20 protein-coding genes and 1 tRNA gene are annotated in these 19,022 nt (G+C 63.8%); 7 read left to right on the top strand and 14 right to left on the bottom strand.

Annotated elements, in window-relative coordinates; all coding sequences use genetic code 11:
• Window positions 1-73 precede the first annotated feature (73 nt).
• The 3 genes from AC0CMF_RS08535 to AC0CMF_RS08525 form a co-directional block, all read right to left on the bottom strand.
• A complete protein-coding gene (locus AC0CMF_RS08535) occupies window positions 74-514 on the bottom strand; it encodes a DUF2948 family protein (protein ID WP_374628538.1) in 441 nt (146 codons plus the stop codon).
• A 131-nt stretch (window positions 515-645) separates the two neighbouring features.
• The gene (gene murA / locus AC0CMF_RS08530) at window positions 646-1,935 is read right to left on the bottom strand and encodes a UDP-N-acetylglucosamine 1-carboxyvinyltransferase (RefSeq protein WP_122519541.1); all 1,290 of its coding nucleotides are present in this window, start codon (window positions 1,933-1,935) and stop codon (window positions 646-648) included.
• 184 nt (window positions 1,936-2,119) lie between these two features.
• A complete protein-coding gene (locus tag AC0CMF_RS08525; RefSeq protein WP_122521133.1) occupies window positions 2,120-2,323 on the bottom strand; it encodes a hypothetical protein in 204 nt (67 codons plus the stop codon).
• A 238-nt stretch (window positions 2,324-2,561) separates the two neighbouring features.
• Here AC0CMF_RS08525 and AC0CMF_RS08520 point away from each other — a divergent pair.
• Window positions 2,562-2,636 (top strand) — tRNA-Thr (locus AC0CMF_RS08520).
• A 127-nt stretch (window positions 2,637-2,763) separates the two neighbouring features.
• Here the strand turns inward: AC0CMF_RS08520 and AC0CMF_RS08515 are convergent.
• From AC0CMF_RS08515 to AC0CMF_RS08480, 8 genes are all read right to left on the bottom strand, one after another.
• Window positions 2,764-3,057 carry a helix-turn-helix domain-containing protein gene (locus AC0CMF_RS08515; protein ID WP_058900474.1) on the bottom strand — a complete coding sequence of 98 codons (294 nt, stop codon included), beginning with the start codon at window positions 3,055-3,057 and terminating at the stop codon, window positions 2,764-2,766.
• Complete coding sequence (locus AC0CMF_RS08510; RefSeq protein WP_122519540.1) at window positions 3,054-3,404, bottom strand: type II toxin-antitoxin system RelE/ParE family toxin; 351 nt, start codon at window positions 3,402-3,404, stop codon at window positions 3,054-3,056. Before AC0CMF_RS08510 ends, AC0CMF_RS08515 begins: the two co-directional genes overlap by 4 nt.
• A 96-nt stretch (window positions 3,405-3,500) precedes the next feature.
• Window positions 3,501-5,414 carry a bifunctional sugar phosphate isomerase/epimerase/4-hydroxyphenylpyruvate dioxygenase family protein gene (locus tag AC0CMF_RS08505; protein WP_374628537.1) on the bottom strand — a complete coding sequence of 638 codons (1,914 nt, stop codon included), beginning with the start codon at window positions 5,412-5,414 and terminating at the stop codon, window positions 3,501-3,503.
• Window positions 5,415-5,418: 4 nt separating this feature from the next.
• Window positions 5,419-6,285, bottom strand: a complete 867-nt coding sequence (locus AC0CMF_RS08500; RefSeq protein WP_374628536.1) for a shikimate dehydrogenase family protein — start codon at window positions 6,283-6,285, stop codon at window positions 5,419-5,421.
• A gap of 6 nt (window positions 6,286-6,291) precedes the next feature.
• Window positions 6,292-7,785, bottom strand: coding sequence for a tripartite tricarboxylate transporter permease (locus AC0CMF_RS08495; protein WP_019962926.1), 1,494 nt, complete (start codon window positions 7,783-7,785; stop codon window positions 6,292-6,294).
• A gap of 13 nt (window positions 7,786-7,798) precedes the next feature.
• Window positions 7,799-8,302: a tripartite tricarboxylate transporter TctB family protein gene (locus tag AC0CMF_RS08490; RefSeq protein ID WP_019962927.1), complete on the bottom strand. Its 504-nt coding sequence runs from the start codon at window positions 8,300-8,302 to the stop codon at window positions 7,799-7,801.
• Window positions 8,303-8,512: 210 nt separating this feature from the next.
• Entirely contained in the window at window positions 8,513-9,505 is a 993-nt protein-coding gene (locus tag AC0CMF_RS08485) for a tripartite tricarboxylate transporter substrate binding protein (protein WP_019962928.1), read from the bottom strand.
• Between the two features lie 131 nt (window positions 9,506-9,636).
• A complete protein-coding gene (locus AC0CMF_RS08480; RefSeq protein WP_374628535.1) occupies window positions 9,637-10,578 on the bottom strand; it encodes a LysR family transcriptional regulator in 942 nt (313 codons plus the stop codon).
• A gap of 170 nt (window positions 10,579-10,748) precedes the next feature.
• On the opposite strand from AC0CMF_RS08480, the gene AC0CMF_RS08475 reads away from it, so the two are divergent.
• Window positions 10,749-11,507 (top strand): hypothetical protein, encoded by a 759-nt coding sequence (locus tag AC0CMF_RS08475; protein ID WP_374628534.1) that lies wholly within the window; start codon window positions 10,749-10,751, stop codon window positions 11,505-11,507.
• Between the two features lie 17 nt (window positions 11,508-11,524).
• Here the strand turns inward: AC0CMF_RS08475 and AC0CMF_RS08470 are convergent, their stop codons facing one another.
• Window positions 11,525-12,382 (bottom strand): ChbG/HpnK family deacetylase, encoded by an 858-nt coding sequence (locus AC0CMF_RS08470; RefSeq protein WP_472481471.1) that lies wholly within the window; start codon window positions 12,380-12,382, stop codon window positions 11,525-11,527.
• A 139-nt stretch (window positions 12,383-12,521) separates the two neighbouring features.
• Between AC0CMF_RS08470 and AC0CMF_RS08465 the strand changes: the two genes are divergently transcribed.
• The gene (locus AC0CMF_RS08465; protein WP_050470946.1) at window positions 12,522-13,535 is read left to right on the top strand and encodes a glycosyltransferase family 2 protein; all 1,014 of its coding nucleotides are present in this window, start codon (window positions 12,522-12,524) and stop codon (window positions 13,533-13,535) included.
• Here AC0CMF_RS08465 and AC0CMF_RS08460 read toward each other — a convergent pair.
• Window positions 13,496-13,933, bottom strand: a complete 438-nt coding sequence (locus AC0CMF_RS08460; protein ID WP_019962933.1) for a YqaA family protein — start codon at window positions 13,931-13,933, stop codon at window positions 13,496-13,498. The genes AC0CMF_RS08465 and AC0CMF_RS08460 overlap by 40 nt on opposite strands.
• An 89-nt stretch (window positions 13,934-14,022) precedes the next feature.
• Window positions 14,023-15,246, bottom strand: a complete 1,224-nt coding sequence (gene uxuA, locus AC0CMF_RS08455; protein WP_050471361.1) for a mannonate dehydratase — start codon at window positions 15,244-15,246, stop codon at window positions 14,023-14,025.
• 204 nt (window positions 15,247-15,450) lie between these two features.
• Here uxuA and AC0CMF_RS08450 point away from each other — a divergent pair, with 204 nt between their 5' ends.
• The 4 genes from AC0CMF_RS08450 (at window position 15,451) to AC0CMF_RS08435 (ending at window position 19,016) form a co-directional block, all read left to right on the top strand.
• Window positions 15,451-16,170 carry a GntR family transcriptional regulator gene (locus tag AC0CMF_RS08450; protein WP_374628530.1) on the top strand — a complete coding sequence of 240 codons (720 nt, stop codon included), beginning with the start codon at window positions 15,451-15,453 and terminating at the stop codon, window positions 16,168-16,170.
• A 22-nt stretch (window positions 16,171-16,192) separates the two neighbouring features.
• A complete protein-coding gene (locus tag AC0CMF_RS08445; protein WP_122519534.1) occupies window positions 16,193-17,170 on the top strand; it encodes a TRAP transporter substrate-binding protein in 978 nt (325 codons plus the stop codon).
• A gap of 62 nt (window positions 17,171-17,232) precedes the next feature.
• On the top strand, window positions 17,233-17,742 hold the full coding sequence (locus AC0CMF_RS08440; protein ID WP_122519533.1) for a TRAP transporter small permease: 510 nt from the start codon (window positions 17,233-17,235) through the stop codon (window positions 17,740-17,742).
• On the top strand, window positions 17,739-19,016 hold the full coding sequence (locus AC0CMF_RS08435) for a TRAP transporter large permease (RefSeq protein WP_374628529.1): 1,278 nt from the start codon (window positions 17,739-17,741) through the stop codon (window positions 19,014-19,016). The genes AC0CMF_RS08440 and AC0CMF_RS08435 overlap by 4 nt, the downstream gene beginning before the upstream one ends.
• Window positions 19,017-19,022 lie beyond the last annotated feature (6 nt).

Here is a 19,022-nt window from a genome sequence, read left to right as displayed (position 1 = left end):
CGGCGCCGGCTCACCCTGCAAGGGGCCGCGCCGCTTGTCGCCGGCAAACCTGCGCCCGCCAGCTGGAAAAATCTCAGTCGATCTGATGATGAGGTTTGTTGGGCGTGGCCCAGGCCGCGCCAAGATCGGTCAGTTGCGCCTCGATGCATTCCACATCCAGCGCCAGCGTGCCGCCACCGGCAAATTCCAGCCGCACCGTGCCGGAAGGGGCGTCCGCCCCCGGCTCGAAGCGGATGGCCAGCAGCGACAGGATGGCACCCTTCGCCTCCTGCCGGATGTGGGCCGCGCGCATCGCCGTTACGCGGGCAAAGGCGAGCGCCGAGCGGCGCCTTTCATGCGTGCGCGAACGCCGGTCTTCCGCCTTGTCCCAGACGAAGCGGTTCATGGCGACAATCACCTTGCGCTCTTTCGGCAGGTAACGGATGTCGCCAACACTCAGCACCGCGTCCTGCACATGGGCGGAAACCACGGCCAGATCTTCCTCATCGAGGGCGGCAAGTTTCAGCAGGTCCATGGGCGGCTCTGTCTCCGGAAGGCTTGTGGCAAAGGGCGGGAGAGCTCCCGCCATTCCAATCCGTTGCCTAGCGCGTCCGGGGCCGTTTGACAATGCGGCAGGCCGTGCACCACGCCTGCCGCACGCAGCAATTACGCCGAGATACGCTCGATCATGGCGCCGCAGCGGCCGAGCTTTTCTTCCAGCCGCTCGAAGCCACGGTCGAGGTGATAGACGCGGCTCACATTCGTCTCGCCTTCGGCCACCAGACCGGCAATCACCAGCGACACGGAGGCGCGCAGGTCCGTCGCCATCACCGGGGCGCCGCGCAGGCTGTCCACGCCGTCCACGATGGCCGTCTTGCCGTCGATGCGGATGCGGGCACCCAGGCGGGCCAGCTCCTGCACATGCATGAAGCGGTTCTCGAAGATGGTCTCAGTGATGCGGCTCTGACCGCCCGCCCGCGTCATCAGCGCCATGAACTGGGCCTGAAGGTCCGTCGGGAAGCCGGGGAACGGCTCGGTGGTGACATCCACCGGCGCAATGCCGTTGCCATTGCGATAGATGCGCAGGCCGTCTTCCACCTGCGTGATGTCCGCGCCTGTCTGGCGCAGCACGTTCAGCGCCTCGTCCAGAAGCTCAGGCCTTGCGCCCTGCAGCACAACGTCGCCGCCGGTCATGGCAACCGCCATGGCGTAGGTCCCGGTCTCGATGCGGTCGGCGATCACCGCATGGCGGTGGCCCTTGAGGCGCGGCACGCCCTCGATGCGGATGGTGGAAGTGCCGGCGCCTTCGATCTTCGCGCCCATGCCCTTCAGGCAATTGGCAAGGTCTTCCACTTCCGGCTCACGGGCGGCGTTTTCCAGAATGGTCTCGCCCTTGGCCAGAGTCGCCGCCATCATCAGCGTGTGGGTGGCCCCCACAGAGACGCGCGGGAAGGTGATATGCGCACCGGTCAGCCCCTTGCGCGCATTGACCACCACATAACCCGCTTCGATCTCGATCTCCGCGCCCAGCTGCTTCAGGCCATCGATGAAGAAATCCACCGGCCGGGTGCCGATGGCGCAGCCGCCCGGCAGCGACACGCGGGCCACGCCCATGCGCGCCACCAGCGGGCCGATGACCCAGAAGCTGGCACGCATCTTCGACACCAGCTCGTAAGGCGCGGTCGTGTCCACAATGGCGCGCGCCGTCAGATGCAGCGTCTGGCCGCGCAGCTCGTCAACGCCGGTGCGCTTGCCATCGACCGAATAGTCGACGCCATGGTTCGACAGGATATGCGTCAGCTGCGCCACGTCGCGCAGGCGCGGCACGTTTTCCAGCGTCAGCGTCTCGTCCGTCAGGAGCGAGGCGATCATCAGCGGCAGGGCCGCATTCTTGGCGCCGGAAATCGGGATGACGCCATTGAGCTGCGCGCCGCCGATGATCTTGATGCTGTCCATTGAATCACCTGATTGGGCAGGTCTCAGGCCTGCCGGCAAATAGAAAACTGGCCCGGCTCTACACCGGGATAAAGGCTGAGGCAAGGCAGCGTGGCACACCGCCCTGCCTGCATTGCTTCCGCCTTGCGGCAGCACGAGGGGTCCGCAGCTTCCCGCCACTCCCGCATGCCCTCATCTGACGCCATCACGCCTGCGGCACCGCGTCCGCATCCCCACCCTGCCCGGCGGGCGCTGCGGCACCATCGTCTGCCTCAAGCGGTCCTGCCGCCGTCTCGCGGCGCTGGCGGTCTGCCGCCTTGCGCCGCTTCAGATTCTGCCGCAGCGCCTCGGCAAGGCGCGCCTCGCGGGAGCCGGGCTTAGGCCCGTCCGGCTTGTTCTGCCTGGTCATCGCCATCCCTGCTGTTTCCAATTTTCCAAGGAATAGCTTATGCTTTCCGCCACCGGAAGGCATCCCCCTTCCCTGCCCGGCAAACTGTCCACAGGCACGCGGAAAAATCAGCACGATAAGCGCTTGCCATGTCCAGCCTTCTATGGCACAAGCCGACCCGTTCGCGGCGCCACAGCGCGTCGGTCACGAACGGCCTTCCGGATCACCGGACAAAAGGCCAGCGGGTCCGCCCGGAGATGCTGCAGTAGCTCAGTGGTAGAGCACTCCCTTGGTAAGGGAGAGGTCGAGAGTTCAATCCTCTCTTGCAGCACCATCTTCCTTCCTTCCTTACGTCTTTAAATTACTTGCACATTGATCATCGCTGATATCTTGCGGCTTTCAATTGCCAAACGGATTTCGAGATGAAATCCGTTTGGCGTGCAGCGCCAAAGCCCAAAACCTCAAGCCAGTTCCAGTCTGATTTCCCGCCCGACGATGCGTGCTGCACGGGAAAGAACGGCGAGTGTGACACTGTCGTTATCCGGGTCCAACAGGCGGTCCAGCTGCGAGCGGCTTGTCTGCAACCGCCTTGCCATTTCCACCTTGCTGATCTTCTGCGCCTTCATCGCCTCGGCAAGCTGAAAGGCCAGAACCCGCTTCACTGCCTGCTCTGTCGCCTCCTCATGAATGCCCTCCTCCTTGAGAAAGTCCTCAAACAGGGTGCCTGCCTTGCCTTGCTCCACATCAGCCGTCATGTCAGACCTCTCATTCTCCTTGCCGCCAGATCCAGATCGGCCTTGGGTGTCTTCTGCGTCTTCTTGATGAAGCCGTGCAGCAGCACCATTGATCCGCCGTGAATGCAAAACAGCACGCGCGCGATTTTGCCATCGGTCAGATTTGATCTGATCTCCCAAAGCCCCTTGTGGGAGCTCATCGCCCGGCAGAGCGGCATACCGACAGGCCATCCGAATTCCGCCGTGCGAATGTCAAACCCGACGATCTTGCGATCCTCGGGCTTCAGCTCAAGAAGCCATTCCCGAACCGGCACCCGCCCGCTGCTGTTCTCAAAGAACCGCGCTGCCAGCCGCTTCTGATCGACCATGCTGCAATGTACCTTATATGGTGCAAAATACGCAATACGACTGTTAAGCAGCCTATCGCGTGCAGCCTGGAATAACCACCATCTTTCCGCGCAGATTCACTCCGCCTGCGGCATCCCTGCGGGCCTCAAGGCCCGTTTCTGGGCGGAGATGCGGAAGGGGGCGTTGGGGGCGCCGTAGCCGGCGTAGTTGCCGCCGCGCTGGACGAATTCGAAGAACAGCCCTTCCGGACGGGTCTGCGAATAGAGCTGGAAGAAGCTGCCGCCTGCATCCTCGTCATAGAGCACGTTAGCAGCCTTCATGCGGGCCACCAGTGCCGGATCGAGGCCGAAGCGGGCTTCCACGTCGGCGTAATAGTTGGCGCCGATCTGCAGGATGGGGAAACCACGGGCGCTGAGCGCGGCGGCGGTGGCGAAGATGTCATCCGTGGCAAAGGCGATATGCTGGACGGAGGATCCGAAGCTTTCCTTCACAAAGCGCCCGGCCAGCGTGTGGCGGGCTTCCGCTCCGTTGAGCGTGACGCGCAGCGCGCCGGTTTCCACCGCCTGCGACTTCACCAGCCCATCCGGATCGGCCACATCCACCATGGGCGCGCGGCGGGCATCGAACAGGGCGTGGTAGAACAGCGACCAGCTGAGCATTTCGTCATGCGCCATGGTCTGGGCGATGTGGTCGATGCGCGTCAGCCCGGCACCTGCGGAGGCCGTAGCCTTGCCCGCACCAGCCTTGCCGGCATCGGGCAGCGGGCGGAAGTCCACATCCCACAGGCGGCCCAGCATCTCCCCGCCATCGACAAAGCGCAGCAGACTGCCGCCATGGCCGCGCACGGCCGGAATGGCCAGCTCCCCTTCGGAAATATGGCTCTGATGGGCCGGGATCAGCAGCGCCTGCGCCCGCCCGGCGGCAGCGGCGGCATCGGGCACCTTCAGCGCGATTTCGGACACGGTGGTGCCGTGGGTGACATAGGCGGTGTGGGCAAAGCCGGTGACGGCCGTGTTGACGAGAATGTTCACCGCGCCCTGACTCCAGCGCGTCACCGGCTTGGAGACGTGCCGCGCCACGGGCGCAAAGCCTGCCGCCGTCAGGAAGGCGGCGATGGCCGGTTCTTCCGCTTCCGAGGTGGCGATTTCGAGGAACTCGACACCTTCCACGGGGGCAGGCGCGGGGAAATGCGGCAGATCGACGGTCAGCGCTGGTTCGGCCCGGCGCACCCGGTCCTGCAGGTCGATGAGGCTGCGGTGGCCATCCAGCGCCACAAGGCGCGGCAGGCCGGCGCGGAACTGGTCGTTGAAGATCTCCAGCGACAGCGGCCCGGAATAGCCGGTGGAGAGCACCGCCCGCATGAAGCCGGTCACATCCAGATCGCCCTCGCCCGGCATATTGCGGAAGTGGCGCGACCAGTAGAGCAGGTCCATGGGAATGGCCGGAGCATCGGCCAGCTGCACGAAGAAGATGCGGTCGCCGGGAATGGCGCGGATCGAATCCGGCGGAATGCCGCGCCCGAGCGTGTGGAAACTGTCGAGGATCAGGCCGATGCGCGGGTGGTCCGCACGGCGCACCACTTCCCAGGCGTCGCGGTGGTCATTGATATGACGCCCCCAGGCCAGTGCCTCGAACCCGGCACGCACGCCGAAGCGGGCGGCAAGCTCGCCCAGTTCGTGGAAGTCCTGCGCCATCCGGTCGATACCGCCCATGGCTGCCGGATGCACGGAGGAGCAGACCAGCATCAGGTCGGTGCCCAGCTGGTTCATCAGATCGAATTTCCGCGCCGCACGGGCAAAGGCGCGGGCGCGGTAGGGTTCCGGCAGGCCCTCGAAATCCCGGAAAGGCTGGAACAGGGTGATGGTCAGCCCGTGATCGCGCACCATGCGGCCCACATCGGCGGGGCTCAGGTCCGAAGCGATGAAATCCTGCTCGAAGATCTCGATCCCCTGAAAGCCCGCCTTGGCGATGGCCTCCAGCTTGACCGGCAGATTGCCCGAGATGGAAACGGTGGCGATCGAATTCAGCATCGGTTCACTCCGGCTTGAGGAGATCCTGGCGCAGGCGGCCATGATCGAGCGGCAGTCCTGTGAAGATGGCCCAGGCATCAACGCCCTGCCCGAAGAATAGCTCATAGCCCGATATGATGGTCAGGCCTTCGGCTCCCGCATCCTTGAGGAAAGGCGTGTCGACGGGTGTGTAGACCGCATCAAACACCCAGGCAGCGCCCGTCATGCGCGCCCGCTCCAGTGGGGTGCCGCCGTAGCCGACCATGCCGACGGGCGTGCAGTTGATGAGGCCGCTGACGCCAGTGGATAGCTCTGCGGCTTCCGGTCCGGTGCGGGTGACGAGCTCCGGCCGCACGGCCTTCAGCGCTTCGGCCAGCGCATCGGCCTTGGCCACATCCCGGTCGGCAATGCGGATTTCGGCAAGGCCCAGTGCGATGAGGCCGAAGGCAACCGCCTTGCCGACGCCCCCTGCCCCGATCATCAGAACGGGACCGGGCGCTGCATCGCCGCGCACTGCGCGATAGGCAGCGATGAAGCCGGAATAGTCGGTGTTGAAGCCGCGTGCCCTACCGTCCTCGAAGATCACCGTATTGACCGCCCCGATGGCCCGCACCAGCGGATCATCGACCTGAACCTTGGCCGCCGCCCGCTCCTTGTAGGGATAGGTGACGTTGACGCCCCGGTAGCCATCTGCCGCCACATGGGCAAACAGAGGGTCGAATTCCATGCCCATCTCCCGTGGCACCAGCCGGTCATAGGTCACCACGCGCCCGTTCTGCAGCCCCGCCAGCACATGCAGGCGGGGAGAGGATGAGGCGGCGATGTTGTCGCCGATGAGGCCGAGGCGGATGGTGCCGGTCTGCGGCAATGAAGCGGGAGAGGATGCGGACATGGCGTGTCAGGCTCGCTTGCGGAAAATGCGGCGCCAGAGCGGCGTCTTGGACAGAAGGATCAGCACCACACCGGCCATCAGCGTGGCCGAAAGCGGACTGGTGAGAATGCCCTTGAACAGCATGGGCAGGCTTTCCTGCTCCGAGATGATGGCCCGGCGCCAGTTGTCATCCAGAAGGCGCGACAGGATCACGCCGAGAATGACGGGGCCCAGGGAATAGCCATAAAGGCGCATGAAATAGCCCAGCACGCCGAAGCCCAGCATCCAGTAGACATCTCCCAGCCGGTTGTTCACCGCATAGGCGCCGACGATGGACAGGAGCAGGATCAGCGGGATCAGCAGCCCGCGCGGCAGTTCCACCACCTTGACGAAGAGGCGGATGCCGGTGAGGCCGAAGAGCAGCATGAAGCAGTTGGCGATCATCAGCGCGCTGACGATGAACCAGAACATGTGCGGCTGCTGCACCATCAGCAGCGGCCCCGGATTGAGGCCGTGGATGAACAGCGCGCCGATCATGATGGCCGTCACCGCATCCCCGGGGATGCCGAGCGTCATCATCGGGATGAAGGCCCCGCCGACAGCGGCGTTGTTCGCCGTCTCGGGGGCAACAAGCCCCTCGATGGCGCCCTTGCCGAAGGGCACTTCCGGATCCTTCGTCACACGCTTGGCGTGATCATAGGCCATCAGCGCGGCAATATCCCCGCCCGTGCCGGGCAGCGCACCGACGACGACACCGATGGCCGAGGTCTGCAGCGACAACGGCAGATGCTTGCGGATGGTGCTGAAGCGCGGAACGATGCGGCTGATCTTCTGCTTCACCGCTTCGGACTTGATCGTGTGCAGCTGCATCAGGGCTTCGGACACGCCGAACATGCCGATCATCACGGCAATGAAGGAGATGCCGCCCATCAGCGACGGGGAGCCAAACGTAAAGCGCTGGTCCATGGTCAGCGGGTCGAGGCCGACAGAGCCGATCATCAGGCCCAGAGAGCCTGCGAAGACGCCCTTCACCAGGCTTTCCCCCGACAGGGAGCCAACCAGCAGCAGGCCGAGAATGGCCAGCAGCATGAAGTCGCGCGGCTGAAAGCGGATGGCGAAATCGGATACGGCAGGCGCAGCCAGGGCGAGCACCAGAATGCCGATCAGGCCGCCGAAGAAGGACATGACGGTGGTGACGCCAATGGCCTCACCCGCTTCGCCCCGCTGGGCCATGGGATAGCCGTCCAGCGCCGTGGCGATGGCCGAAGGCGCGCCGGGGATGTTCAGGAGGATCGCCGTGCGCGAGCCGCCATACACCCCGCCCATGAAGATGCCGATCATCAGCGACAGGGCGGGCAGCACGTCCCAGGAGAAGGTGAAAGAGATGAGAATGGAGACGGCCATCGTTACCGACAGACCTGGAATGGCGCCGATATAGATGCCGGCCATGGTGCCTGCCGCGATGAGGGCGAGCAGCTTGATGTCCAGCAGCGGCACGAGAAGAGCGTTGAGAATATCCATCAGGGTCTCTGCCTTACGCCATGAGCTTGCGGAAGAAGGCGAGGATTTCCGCCTCCGGCACGATGCCGGCGGGCATCAGCACCGAGAAGATCAGCCGGAAGATCACCCAGATCAGAAGAATGCTGAAGGCCGAGACCATCACCGTCCAGCCCCAGTTGCGGCGGGTCAGGATGCGGATGCCGATGACCAGAAACAGGAAGGACGTGGGGATGAAGCCAAGCGGCTTCAGCAGGAAGGCATAGGCCGTGATCAGCACGGTCATCAGCACCACCGGCAGCGGCAGGATCTCGCGCAGGGCCCACTGGTTGCCTTCCGCGGGCTTGCGCAGGGTCTGGATCAGCACCATGCCGGAGGTCACGGTCATCAGACCGGTCGTCATCATCGGCACGCCGCCCGGTGCGGACAAGGCCTCAAAGCCGGAAATCCCGTAAGCGGTGTAGAACAGGAACAGACTGGCGCCGAACATGAAGAAGCTGAAAACCAGTTCAAAGGAGCGGCGGGGTTGCGGGTTTTCCATGTGACCTCCAGCAGCCGGATCAGGCAGGCAGGGTTTTACCACCTGCCCATGCAAAACGCCGCCCCTCTTCGGCAGCCTGCCGCGCATGAAATCATGCATGATGCAGGCTGCTTCAGAAGCGTTTCCCGAGGCCCGGCAGGGTGCTTTCCCTTTGCCGTCGGCGGCCAGGCCCCGGAAGATCAGGCGGCGTTTTCTGGTTTATGGCGAGGATCAGGGCTTGGGAATGCCGAATTCCTCAGGCGAGGCCTTGGCAAGGCCCGCTTCCCAGACAAGCCAGCTGGTGGTGGACTGCCACTTCGACAGGAAGTCTTCCGCCTCGGCGCCGGAATAGGACATCATCTTGAAGCCGCGGCTGTCCATCAGCTTGAGGAAGTCCTCGTTCTTGGCGCCTTCCTGATATGCGGCCACCAGCTTGGCAACCACGTCATCCGGGGTGCCCTTCTTCACGAAAATGCCGAAGAACGGGCCCCAGGGCAGCAGTTCGGCAAATTCCGGGTTGGTGGACACGATGGTCGGCACGTCCGGCAGGGCCGGGGTGGGCTCGACGTCGAACAGGGCAATCGGCTTCATCGTGCCGGCCTTGATGTTCTCGACCGCAGCGCCCAGCACCGCCGGCATCACGTCGATGGCGCCGCCCTGCAGGGCGGTCAGGGCCGGGCCGTCACCGTCGTAGGGAACGAAGGTCACGTCGATCGGCGTCTTCTGGTTGATCATCGCGGTCACGACAGACGGCAGGCCGCCCGGACCGGTGGAGCCAAATTTCACCGCCTTCGGATTGGCGTTGATATAGGCGATCATCTCCTGAAAGGTGTTGAACGGAGCATCCGGACGGGCCACCAGGATCGGGATACCGCGCGCCAGAACATTGATCGGGGTGAAGTCGGAATAGTCCTTCTCACCCAGCTTCATCACTTTGTAGAGCAGCGGGTTTTCCGCGCCGAACAGGATGGTGTAGCCATCGGCATCACCGGCCTCGACCATGTTGAGCGCCAGAGCGCCAACGCCGCCGGTGACGTTCTGCATGATGATCTTGCCGCCCAGCGCCTGTTCGGCATGCGGGGTGACGGCGCGCATCACCGTGTCGGTGGAGCCGCCTGCGCCCCACTGGATGATGCCCTGAATTTCCTTGTCCGGATATTCCGCAAGAGCCGGAACAACAGCAAGCCCAAGCGCAAGAGCTGCGCCGATAAGCGTCTTCTTCATGAAGATCCTCCCATTTGAACGGTCCCGGCCCATTCTCCTTTTGAGCCGCCCGAACTCTTGATTGCCAGAAGTCAGAGATAACAGCAAATACCGATTTTGCCGTCATGGTAACATGATGTTAATCCAGCTTCTCAGCCCGTTCCCGTTGCTGAAGGTGCGGGGTCCCAGGCCTCGCGGGCACGGGCGCGCTGGAGTTCGTGGCGGAAACGCTCGACCGTGAATTCGGCGAAGCTGGAGAGCTGCCGTCCATGTTTGGTCAGCACCCAGGCGTTGATTGACGCGGGCTCCTTCAGCGGGCGCCGCACGAGGCCAGGCATGTAGACCTCCGCCACCGAGAACTCGTCAATCACCGAAACACCCAGCCCATGCCGGACGAGGCTGACAATCGTCTGGGCAAAGCGCCCGCGCATGGAAAAGCGCGGCTCCAGCCCGGCGTCCCGGTAAGGGTGGGACAGGATGCGCCCGTATGGATCACTCTCATCGATGCCGATGATCGGCTCTTCCATGAGGTCATGCACGGAAATGACCGGCTTTGCTGCCAGCCGGTGCCCCTCCGGCACCACGGCGACAAGCCGCCCCTCCACCAGCTTCTGGCTATCCACCGCCGGATTGTCCATGGCCGAGCTCATGATCACGAACTCGCCGCGCTCCAGCAGCAGGTAATCGAGGGTCTCCTCGATCTTGAGGATGTTGAGATCGATGAAGAGATCGGGAAAGCGCTGGCGCACATTGCGGATGGCGCGTGCGGCGATGAACTGGGCAATCGAGGGGGCGCAGGCAATCGACAGGGTGAATTCCTCACCCTTGTGCAGGGAGGACACCGCCTGGTTCAGGTTCTCCATCTGCCGGTAGACCTGATGCACCATGTCGAAGACCTTCTGCGCCTCGGGCACCGGCACGAACAGCCCCGCCTTGCGCTCGAACAGGCGCACGCCGAGCGAATCCTCTGTGTATTTGATGAGGCGGCTGACGCCGGGCGCAGACACGTTCAACAGCTTGGCGGCGCCCGCAATCGTCCCGGCCATCATCACGGCGCGGATGACCTCAACCTGCCGGAGTGTCAGTTCTTTCATCTTGAAGAATCTCCCGGGCGGGATGCTGTCACAGCTTCGGGAAAGGCGAAAGGTCTCCTTTCAGGAACAGCTACCAAGGTATCGGGCGATGACCCTTGGCAGAATTGACCTTCTCAAGCCCGCATGAACCTGATTAACCTCACGGCCCCGAACCGGAGATACCTGGAACAATGAAGCTTGATGCCGCCCTTGAAGCCCGCCTCACGCAGGCCAGTGCCATGCTCGCCGAATGCCGCCGTCAGGGCGGCGCGCTGGAGCGCCTGCCGGAAGCAGCCCGCCCGCAGTCCATGCTGGAGGGCTACGAGATCCAGCGCCGCGTCCATGCGCTGCTGGGCGATGCTCCGGTCCGGCACTGGAAAACCTCCGAAACCGGCCCGAAGGGCGCGATGACCGCCCCGATCCACGGCAGCCGCATCTTCACGAGCCCCGCCAGCGTTGGCCGCGTCAACGCCCTGGAGACGGAGATCGCCCTGCAGCTTGGCCAGGATCTGCCCTTCCGCGACGGCGAACCCTACACCCGTGAGGACGTCCTTGCCGCTGTCTCCCACTACGCTCTGGCCTTTGAGCTGTGCGCCTCGCGGTGGCTGGTGAAGGATGTGGAAGTGGAAGAGAAGATCGCCGACTGCCTGTCCAATGACGGCCTTGTCCTCGGCACACCGGTGCCCTTCACCGGCGATATCCTCTCCCCGGTAAAGCGCCTCGTGCTGATGCGGGACGGCACGCCGGAGCCCTTCACGCCCAATGACATCGATCCGGCAGGCTCGCTGACGGCCTATGTCAATGCAGGCGGTGACCGGTTCGGCGGCTTCAAGGCCGGAGACTGGATCATCACCGGTTCCATGAGCGGCGTGCAGAACGCCCCTGCTCCCGGTCTTTGGACAGCCCGCTGGGATGACCGGCTGGAGATCAGCCTGACCATCACCGGCTGACCCTGATGCTCTCCGGTTCAGCGGACGGAAAAGCCGCTGAACCGGACGAGCTGGACGTTCTTTTCTTCCAGAAGCGCGGCGAAGGCATCGCTGGCGAGATAGGCCAGTTCCGCCTCGCGCAGATCCGTCAGCGGATCGAGCCCGATGAGATGCCCGTCGACGAGGCCGGGATGGCACATGATCAGCGGCCGCTCCCCCTCGCCGCTCAGGAACCGGCCGAACAGATCGCCGGTCTTCTCCCGCGCAGTGAAATCCCGCACGCCGCGGAAACTGTCATTGGCCTTGAACCCCGCCGCCTTCACCTTGCGGGCAAAGCCTTGCCCGAGCGCGCTGATGACGGCGGCCCGCAACACCGCCCTGCCCCGCTTCAGGATCGCCGCCAGCGGCTCCTGGCACAGGCGCAGATAGCCACCCTGGGGGGCGATGCGGGCTGCGAAGGCCTCCAGCACAAGATCGCGGATCACCGGCAGCTGGTGGCAATGATGATGGCCATCGATGAAATCCGGCACCCGGCCCATGACAGCCCCGAAGGCATCGATCTGGGCGGCGATCTCCCCGGCCAGTTCCTGCCGGATGGTCTCATCCTCAAGCTGGCCGCGCAGGGCCATGATGATCAGCCGCCCGTTCGACGGCAGATGCCCGCTTTCCGCCAGCCTCGGCATCTGGGTCAGGGGAATGTGATCGGTGAGCGTCAGATGCAGCCCGGTATCCGCATCGATCTGCTCCGCCCCGGCCAGAAGGTGACGTCCCTCTTCTGCCCAGAAAGGGCTCACCGTCATGGCTGCCGTGGCCGTCAGGCGCTGCTGGCGCAGCAGCTGGCGGATACCCTCGCTGATGCCCGGCGTCAACCCATAGTCATCCGCGCTCAGAATCACCTGTTTTTTATCAGATGCCACCCTTTGAAAAACCTTTCCTCTTGCTTTAGGTAAACAGCCAACAGAAACACTGTGAAAAGAATACGGCGCTATTCAGCTGCTGCGGGGGCTGCCGTCCCTGGACCGGGATGCGAGAGAGATGAACGGCAAGGCTCCAGAACTTTCGGTCGTGATACCATGCTTCAATGAAGCTGCAAATCTGGCGCCCTTGATGGCCCGGCTTGTTCCGGTGCTGGAAGGGCTTGGCCGCAGCTTTGAGATCCTGCTGGTGGATGACGGCAGCCGCGACCGCACGCTCGAGGTGGCTGCAGGCCTTGCCGCTGCCGACCCGCGCATCGGCATCCTCGCCCTGTCGCGCAATTTCGGCAAGGAAATCGCCATCACCGCCGGCATCGACCATGCGCGCGGAAATGCGGCGATCCTGATGGATGCCGATCTGCAGCATCCGCCCGAAAAGATCATCGAGCTTGCCGCGGCCTGGGACGAGGGCTTCCAGATCATCCACGCCACCCAGGCCGTCCGCCCGTCCGAAGGCATGGTCAAGCGCCTTTGCGTGAAATCCTTCTACAAGCTGCTGGCACAGCTTTCCGACATCAAGCTGCCGCGCGGCGCGGGCGATTTCTGCCTGCTGGACCGGGCGGCGCTGGATGCGCTGAAATCCATGCCGGAGCGCGCACGCTTCATGAAGGGCCTGTATTTCTGGGTCGGTTTCCGCCAGAAGCAGATCCCCTACGAGCCGGCCGAGCGCACGGCCGGGGCAAGCGCCTGGAACATGCGGCGTCTGTTTGGGCTTGCGCTGAACGGGCTGACAGCCTTCAGCACCGTCCCGCTGCGGCTCGCCTCCATCGCCGGAATTCTGGTCTCCTTCATCGCCATCATTTATGCGCTCATCCTGGTGACCGATGTGCTGCTTCATGGCATCGACGTGCCGGGCTATGCCTCGCTCATGGTCGGCCTCTTGTTCCTCAGCGGCGTGCAGCTGATCTCGCTCGGCATTCTGGGTGAATATGTGGGCCGCATCTTCAACGAAACGAAGCAGCGCCCACTTTATTTTGTCGGCAACTACCGGCCGGCGGAAGGCCATGCGGATGCAGGTTCCCTGTCCTGCGCATCTCAGGCCAGCCCGGAAGCTGCCAGCGCCACGAGGACATAACGCCCGGCCTTGCCGATGGTGACCAGCAGCAGGAAGATGCCCAGCGGCTCGCGCAATGTGCCAGCAATCACGGTCAGCGGATCACCGATGACGGGCAGCCAGGCGAACAGCAGGCTCCAGCGGCCATAGCGGTGATACCAGCCCTCAGCCCGCGCCAGCGCCTTGTCCGAAACCGGAAACCAGCGCTTGTGCCGGAAACTGGCAATCCCGCGCCCCAGCAGCCAGTTGACCACCGAGCCCAGCACATTGCCCGCCGTGGCAACGCCCACCAGCAGCCACAGGGGCCAGCCTCCGGCAATCACCAGCGCCGCCAGCACCCCTTCGGACTGGGCCGGCAGCAGCGTCGCCGCCAGAAAGGCAGCCAGAAACAATCCGGCCAGACTGCCAAGTCCATTCATCCGCTGATGTTCCTCCCTCAGACACAAATGCGCTGCCGCAGGTAGCCCTACGGCAGCGCATGATCAAGTGCCAGTCCTGGGGACAAATCTCAGGTGCGGGCGAGAAGGCCGTGTTCGGCGTGCTCCAGCGCGGTGACGATGCCGCGCAGTTCCGCCAGCCCCTTCAGCCGGCCGATGGCCGGATAGCCGGGTTGTGCCTTGCGCTTCAGGTCATCGAGAATGTCCTGCCCGTGATCCGGACGGAAGGGGATCGACACATCGCTGCGGCCTTCGGCTTTGCGGCGCGCTTCTTCCTTCACCACCTCGGCCAGCAGCGCCACCATGTCGGTATTGCCCTTCAGGTGCTCTGCCTCGTGGAAGGAGCCGAAGAGCGCATCCGTCTCACGCTTCACGTTGCGCAGATGCAGGAAATGCACCTTGGCGCCATGGCGGCGCATCATGCCCGGCAGGTCATTGTCCGAGCGCGCGCCCAGCGACCCGGAACACAGGGTGATGCCGTTCGACGGATTGTCCACCGCCGAGAGAATCGCCTTGTAGTCGGCTTCCGTCGACATGATGCGCGGCAGGCCGAGCAGCGGATAGGGCGGATCATCCGGATGGCAGCACATGCGGATGCCTTCCTGCTCCGCCACCGGGATCACCTCCTCGAGGAAGGCGATGAAATGGCGGCGCAGCTGATCGGCATCGATCGCGCCATATTCGGCCAGATGCGCCCGCACATCGTCCAGCGTCATGTGTTCGGCAGCACCGGGCAGGCCAAAGGCCACGTTGATGGCCAGCGCCTTCTTCTGCTCCTCGCTCATGCCCGCATGGCGGCGGGCCGCTTCTTCAGCGATCTCTGCCGGGAAGTCCTCTGCCGCCCCCTTGCGCTGCAGGATGTGGATGTCGAAGGCGGCAAAATCCGCATGGTCAAAGCGCATGCAGGTGCCGCCATGGTCCACCCGCCAGGCCAGATCCGTGCGCGTCCAGTCCAGCACCGGCATGAAATTGTAGCAAAGCACCTCGATGCCGGCCGCGCCCAGATTGCGCAGGCTGACCTTGTAATTCTCGATGTGCTCGCGCCAGTTGCCCTTCTGCTTCTTGATATCCTCGGAGACCGGAAGGCTTTCCACCACCTCCCAGGCGATCCCCGACGGGCTGCCATCGCTGCGCGTGGCGATCTCCCGCTGACGCCGGGAAATCTCCTCAGGCGTCCACACCGCACCGCTCGGCACGTGATGAAGCGCGGAGACCACGCCTTCCACCCCTGCCTGCAACATGTCGTCAATGCTCACAAGGTCCTTGGGACCAAACCAGCGCCAGGTCTGCCGCACGCGTTCCACTCCTGTTTCCGGCCTGCCGCTTCTGGCCCGGCCGGTCCTTCGGGCCTTCCGGTTGCCCCGGTTTGCCGCCTCTTTCAGGGGGAAGGCATAGCATGCCCTCGCCCCTGCCGACTAGTATGGTAGTTTGATATTGACTTGTATGGTAGTATGGAAAATGATGCTGACAAGAGGAGAGTGTGGAAAATGGACGGGAACATGACGGGTCAGATTCTGCCGCTCAGACCACTTGCCGCATCCGAACCGGGCGTTCCCGTCGGCCAGTTGGTGCATCGTGACCTGCGTCAGCGCATCATTCGCGGTGAGCTTGCGCCGGGCGCCCTTCTGTCCGAGGCGGAGATGGCGCGCAGCTTCGGCTCCAGCCGCCAGCCCGTGCGGGAAGCCTTCATCAAGCTCGCAGAGGAAGGCCTTGTCGAAGTCCGCCCGCAGCGCGGCACGCTGGTGCGCAAGATCTCCATCAAGCGCGTGATGGACATCCGCTTCGTGCGGGAGGCCATTGAGGCGAATGTGGTTCACCTGCTGGCCAGCGAGCCCGAACCGGCCATCATCGCGGACCTGCGCGCCCAGATCGCCCGCCAGCGCGAGGCCGCTCCCGATGCGCAGGATGTGTTCATGGCGCTGGACGAAACCTTTCACCACACCATGGCCCGGGCGATCGGCAAGACCTATGCTTGGGACGTGGTGGAAAGCGTCAAGGCCCAGATGGACCGGGTGCGCTATCTCAGCTTCGCCGATTTTCCAATCTCGCGCCTCATCGCCCAGCATGAGGCCATCGTCGATGCGATCGAAGCCCGCAACCCGCAAGCCGCCGAGGAGGCCATGCGGATCCATCTGCGGGAGATCCTGAAAGACCTGCCGAACATCGCGGCCGCCCGGCCGGAACTGTTCGACATGGAAGAGGTGCAAGTCACCCCATAATCACATGAAGTGGAGGAAAAACATGCGTCGTTTCACAAGGCAGGCCCTTGCCGCCGCCATCGGGCTTGCCAGCTTGGCTGCCCTTGGCAACCCTTCCCTTGCCGCGGAGCGCGTGCTCAAGCTTGGCCATCTCGCCAACGAGCAGAACACCTGGCACAAGGCCTCCGTGAAGTTCGGTGAGGAACTGAAGGCGCTCACCGACGGCCGTATCGAGGTTGAGGTCTATCCGAACGAATCCCTCGGCAAGGAAGTCGACCTGATCAACGGCATGCAGCTTGGCACGGCCGACATGACGATCACCGGCGAAAGCCTGCAGAACTGGGCGCCCATGGCAGCCCTTCTGGCCGTGCCTTACGCCTACAAGTCGCTGGAGCACATGGATGAGGTTGCCTCCGGCAAGACCGGCGAGGACATCAAGGCAGAGATCGTGGCACGTGCCCAGATCCGTCCGATCGCCTATTTCGCCCGCGGCCCGCGCAACCTGACCGCCAACCGCGAGATCAAGTCTCCCGATGACCTGAAGGGCCTGCGCCTGCGCGTGCCGAACGTGCCGCTGTTCGTCGACACCTGGAAGACGCTGGGCGCACAGCCCACGCCGATGGCCTTCTCGGAGGTCTTCACCTCGCTGCAGTCCGGCGTGATCGATGCGCAGGAAAACCCGCTGGCGCTGATCAAGTCGGCCAACTTTGCCGAAGTGCAGAAGTTCGTGAACAAGACCGAGCATGTGCGCTCCTGGATCTATCTCACGATCTCGGAAATGACCTGGTCGCAGCTCAGCGCCGAAGATCAAGCCGCGGTCCTGGAAGCGGCCAAGCGGGCACAGGCCTATGAGCGCGAGCTGTTCCTTGCCGACGAGGAAAACCTCGTGAAGGAGCTTCAGGCTGCCGGCATGACCTTTGTCGAGGTGGATGCTGCCGCCTTCGCCGAAAAGGCACGTCCGGCCGTTCTGGCCAATGTGAAGCCGGAAATCCGCCCGATCGTTGAAGACCTCATGAAGTGACAAGGCGGCTGCGGCCCCGGCACCTCGCCCGGGCCGCAGCATGCCTCCTTCGGGAGACAATCATGATTTTCAGACAGGCCCTCGCGCTTGTGGCAACGGTCAGCCGTTTTGCCACCGGAGCCGCCTTTTTCATCCTGATGGGCGCCGTGCTCGTTCAGGTGCTCGGGCGCACGCTCTTTCATTCGTCACCCGTCTGGACAGAGGAACTCACCCGCTTCGCCCTGCTCTATGTCGCCGCCATCGGCCTCGGCCTTGCCTATCGCAGCGGGGACCTGGTCAACGTGGATCTGGTCTGCGAGAGCCTGCCCGCCCCCTGGCCGAAGCTGCTGCGGGCGCTGTCGGCCCTGCTGACGGCGATGCTGTGCCTGATCCTGATCGGCCCGGCCTGGCGCTTCACCTCCATCGGCGCCCTGCAGACGTCTCCCGCCCTGACCTGGCGGATGGACTTCATTCACGCCAGCATGCTGGTTGCCCTCGTCTCGCTCTGCATTTTTTCCCTCGCGCGCTTCCTGTCCATCGCCACCGGCGAAAGTGACGGCCTGCCGCAGGCAGTCGGAGAAGAAACCCCGTGAGCCTTGCCATTCTCTTCGGCGTCTTCGCCCTCGGCCTGATCATCGGCGCCCCCGTTGCGGTGACGCTGGGCCTCGCCTCCATGACCTACCTCTGGTTCAAGGGCATTCCTCTCGTCGTCATGCCGCAAAAGATGTTTGCCGGTATCGACGTCTTCGTTCTCCTGTGCATTCCCGGCTTCATCCTGGCCGGTAACCTGATGAACCGGGGCGGCATCACCGGACGCATCGTGCGCTTTGCCAATGCGCTCGTGGGCTGGATGCGCGGCGGTCTTGGACAGGCCAATGTCGCCGGCTCCATGCTCTTCGGCGGCATTTCCGGAACCGCCGTGGCCGATGCGGCCTCCATCGGCGGCATGATGATCCCCGGCATGAAGAAGGCCGGCTATCCGGCCGATTTCTCCGCCGCAATCACGGCAGCTTCTTCCACCGTCGGGCCGATCATTCCGCCCAGCGTGCCGATGATCATCGTCGGCGCCCTCTCCGGCATCTCCGTTGGCAAGATGTTCATGGCCGGCGCCATTCCCGGCATCATGATGGGCCTCGCCATGATGGTGACGACCTATATCATCGCCGTGCGCAAAGGCTTTCCGCGCCAGCCCTGGCAGGGCGTGCGCGAGCTTTGCCTCGCTTTCCTCGGCGCCTTCTGGGCTCTGGCCATGACGGGCCTTATCGTCGGCGGTCTGCTGACGGGCCTTGCCACGCCCACGGAAACCGCCGTTGTCGCCAGCATCTATGCCTTCGTCGTCGGCGCCTTCTTCTACCGGGAACTGCCCCTCCGCGAAGTGCCGAAGATCGTCATCGACAGCGCCGTTTCCTCGGCGGCCATCCTGGCGCTCGTCGGCTTTGCCAATGTCTTCGGCTGGATCCTCGTTTCCGAGCGCATCCCGCAGATGATTGCCCAGAGCGTGCTGTCCGTCACCGACAACAAGTTCGTCGTGATCCTGCTGATCAACATCGTGCTTCTGATTGTCGGCATGTTCATGGAAACGATCGCGGCGCTGATCATCCTCTTTGTGCCGCTCCTCGCCCTTGCGCAGGGTGTCGGCATTGATCCGCTGCATTTCGCCACCTTTGCGGTGCTGAACCTGATGATCGGCCTCACCACGCCTCCCGTGGGTGTGTGCCTGTTCATCTGCGCCAACATTGCCAAACTGCCGCTGTCGCCGGTCATCCGGGCCATCACGCCCTTCCTCATCACCAACATCATCGTGCTGCTGCTCGTGTCCTATATCCCCGGACTGTCGACCTGGCTGCCCGCCTATCTTCTGGATTGAACCGTC

Source organism: Pannonibacter sp. CBAS1226, from assembly GCF_055685825.1.
Note: the sequence above shows the minus strand (reverse complement) of the source record. Positions and strands in the feature narration are given on the sequence as shown.

Bases quoted from the DNA above. Each gene is read 5' to 3' on its own strand.
- AC0CMF_RS08490 (WP_019962927.1), bottom strand. From the start codon at position 8,302: ATGGAAAACCCGCAACCCCGCCGCTCCTTTGAACTGGTTTTCAGCTTC.
- AC0CMF_RS08500 (WP_374628536.1), bottom strand. From the start codon at position 6,285: ATGTCCGCATCCTCTCCCGCTTCATTGCCGCAGACCGGCACCATCCGC.
- AC0CMF_RS08525 (WP_122521133.1), bottom strand. From the start codon at position 2,323: ATGACCAGGCAGAACAAGCCGGACGGGCCTAAGCCCGGCTCCCGCGAG.
- AC0CMF_RS08485 (WP_019962928.1), bottom strand. From the start codon at position 9,505: ATGAAGAAGACGCTTATCGGCGCAGCTCTTGCGCTTGGGCTTGCTGTT.
- AC0CMF_RS08475 (WP_374628534.1), top strand. From the start codon at position 10,749: ATGAAGCTTGATGCCGCCCTTGAAGCCCGCCTCACGCAGGCCAGTGCC.
- AC0CMF_RS08510 (WP_122519540.1), bottom strand. From the start codon at position 3,404: ATGGTCGATCAGAAGCGGCTGGCAGCGCGGTTCTTTGAGAACAGCAGC.
- AC0CMF_RS08465 (WP_050470946.1), top strand. From the start codon at position 12,522: ATGAACGGCAAGGCTCCAGAACTTTCGGTCGTGATACCATGCTTCAAT.
- AC0CMF_RS08515 (WP_058900474.1), bottom strand. From the start codon at position 3,057: ATGACGGCTGATGTGGAGCAAGGCAAGGCAGGCACCCTGTTTGAGGAC.
- AC0CMF_RS08535 (WP_374628538.1), bottom strand. From the start codon at position 514: ATGGACCTGCTGAAACTTGCCGCCCTCGATGAGGAAGATCTGGCCGTG.
- AC0CMF_RS08505 (WP_374628537.1), bottom strand. From the start codon at position 5,414: ATGCTGAATTCGATCGCCACCGTTTCCATCTCGGGCAATCTGCCGGTC.
- AC0CMF_RS08440 (WP_122519533.1), top strand. From the start codon at position 17,233: ATGATTTTCAGACAGGCCCTCGCGCTTGTGGCAACGGTCAGCCGTTTT.
- murA (WP_122519541.1), bottom strand. From the start codon at position 1,935: ATGGACAGCATCAAGATCATCGGCGGCGCGCAGCTCAATGGCGTCATC.
- AC0CMF_RS08495 (WP_019962926.1), bottom strand. From the start codon at position 7,785: ATGGATATTCTCAACGCTCTTCTCGTGCCGCTGCTGGACATCAAGCTG.
- AC0CMF_RS08450 (WP_374628530.1), top strand. From the start codon at position 15,451: ATGACGGGTCAGATTCTGCCGCTCAGACCACTTGCCGCATCCGAACCG.
- AC0CMF_RS08480 (WP_374628535.1), bottom strand. From the start codon at position 10,578: ATGAAAGAACTGACACTCCGGCAGGTTGAGGTCATCCGCGCCGTGATG.
- AC0CMF_RS08445 (WP_122519534.1), top strand. From the start codon at position 16,193: ATGCGTCGTTTCACAAGGCAGGCCCTTGCCGCCGCCATCGGGCTTGCC.
- AC0CMF_RS08460 (WP_019962933.1), bottom strand. From the start codon at position 13,933: ATGAATGGACTTGGCAGTCTGGCCGGATTGTTTCTGGCTGCCTTTCTG.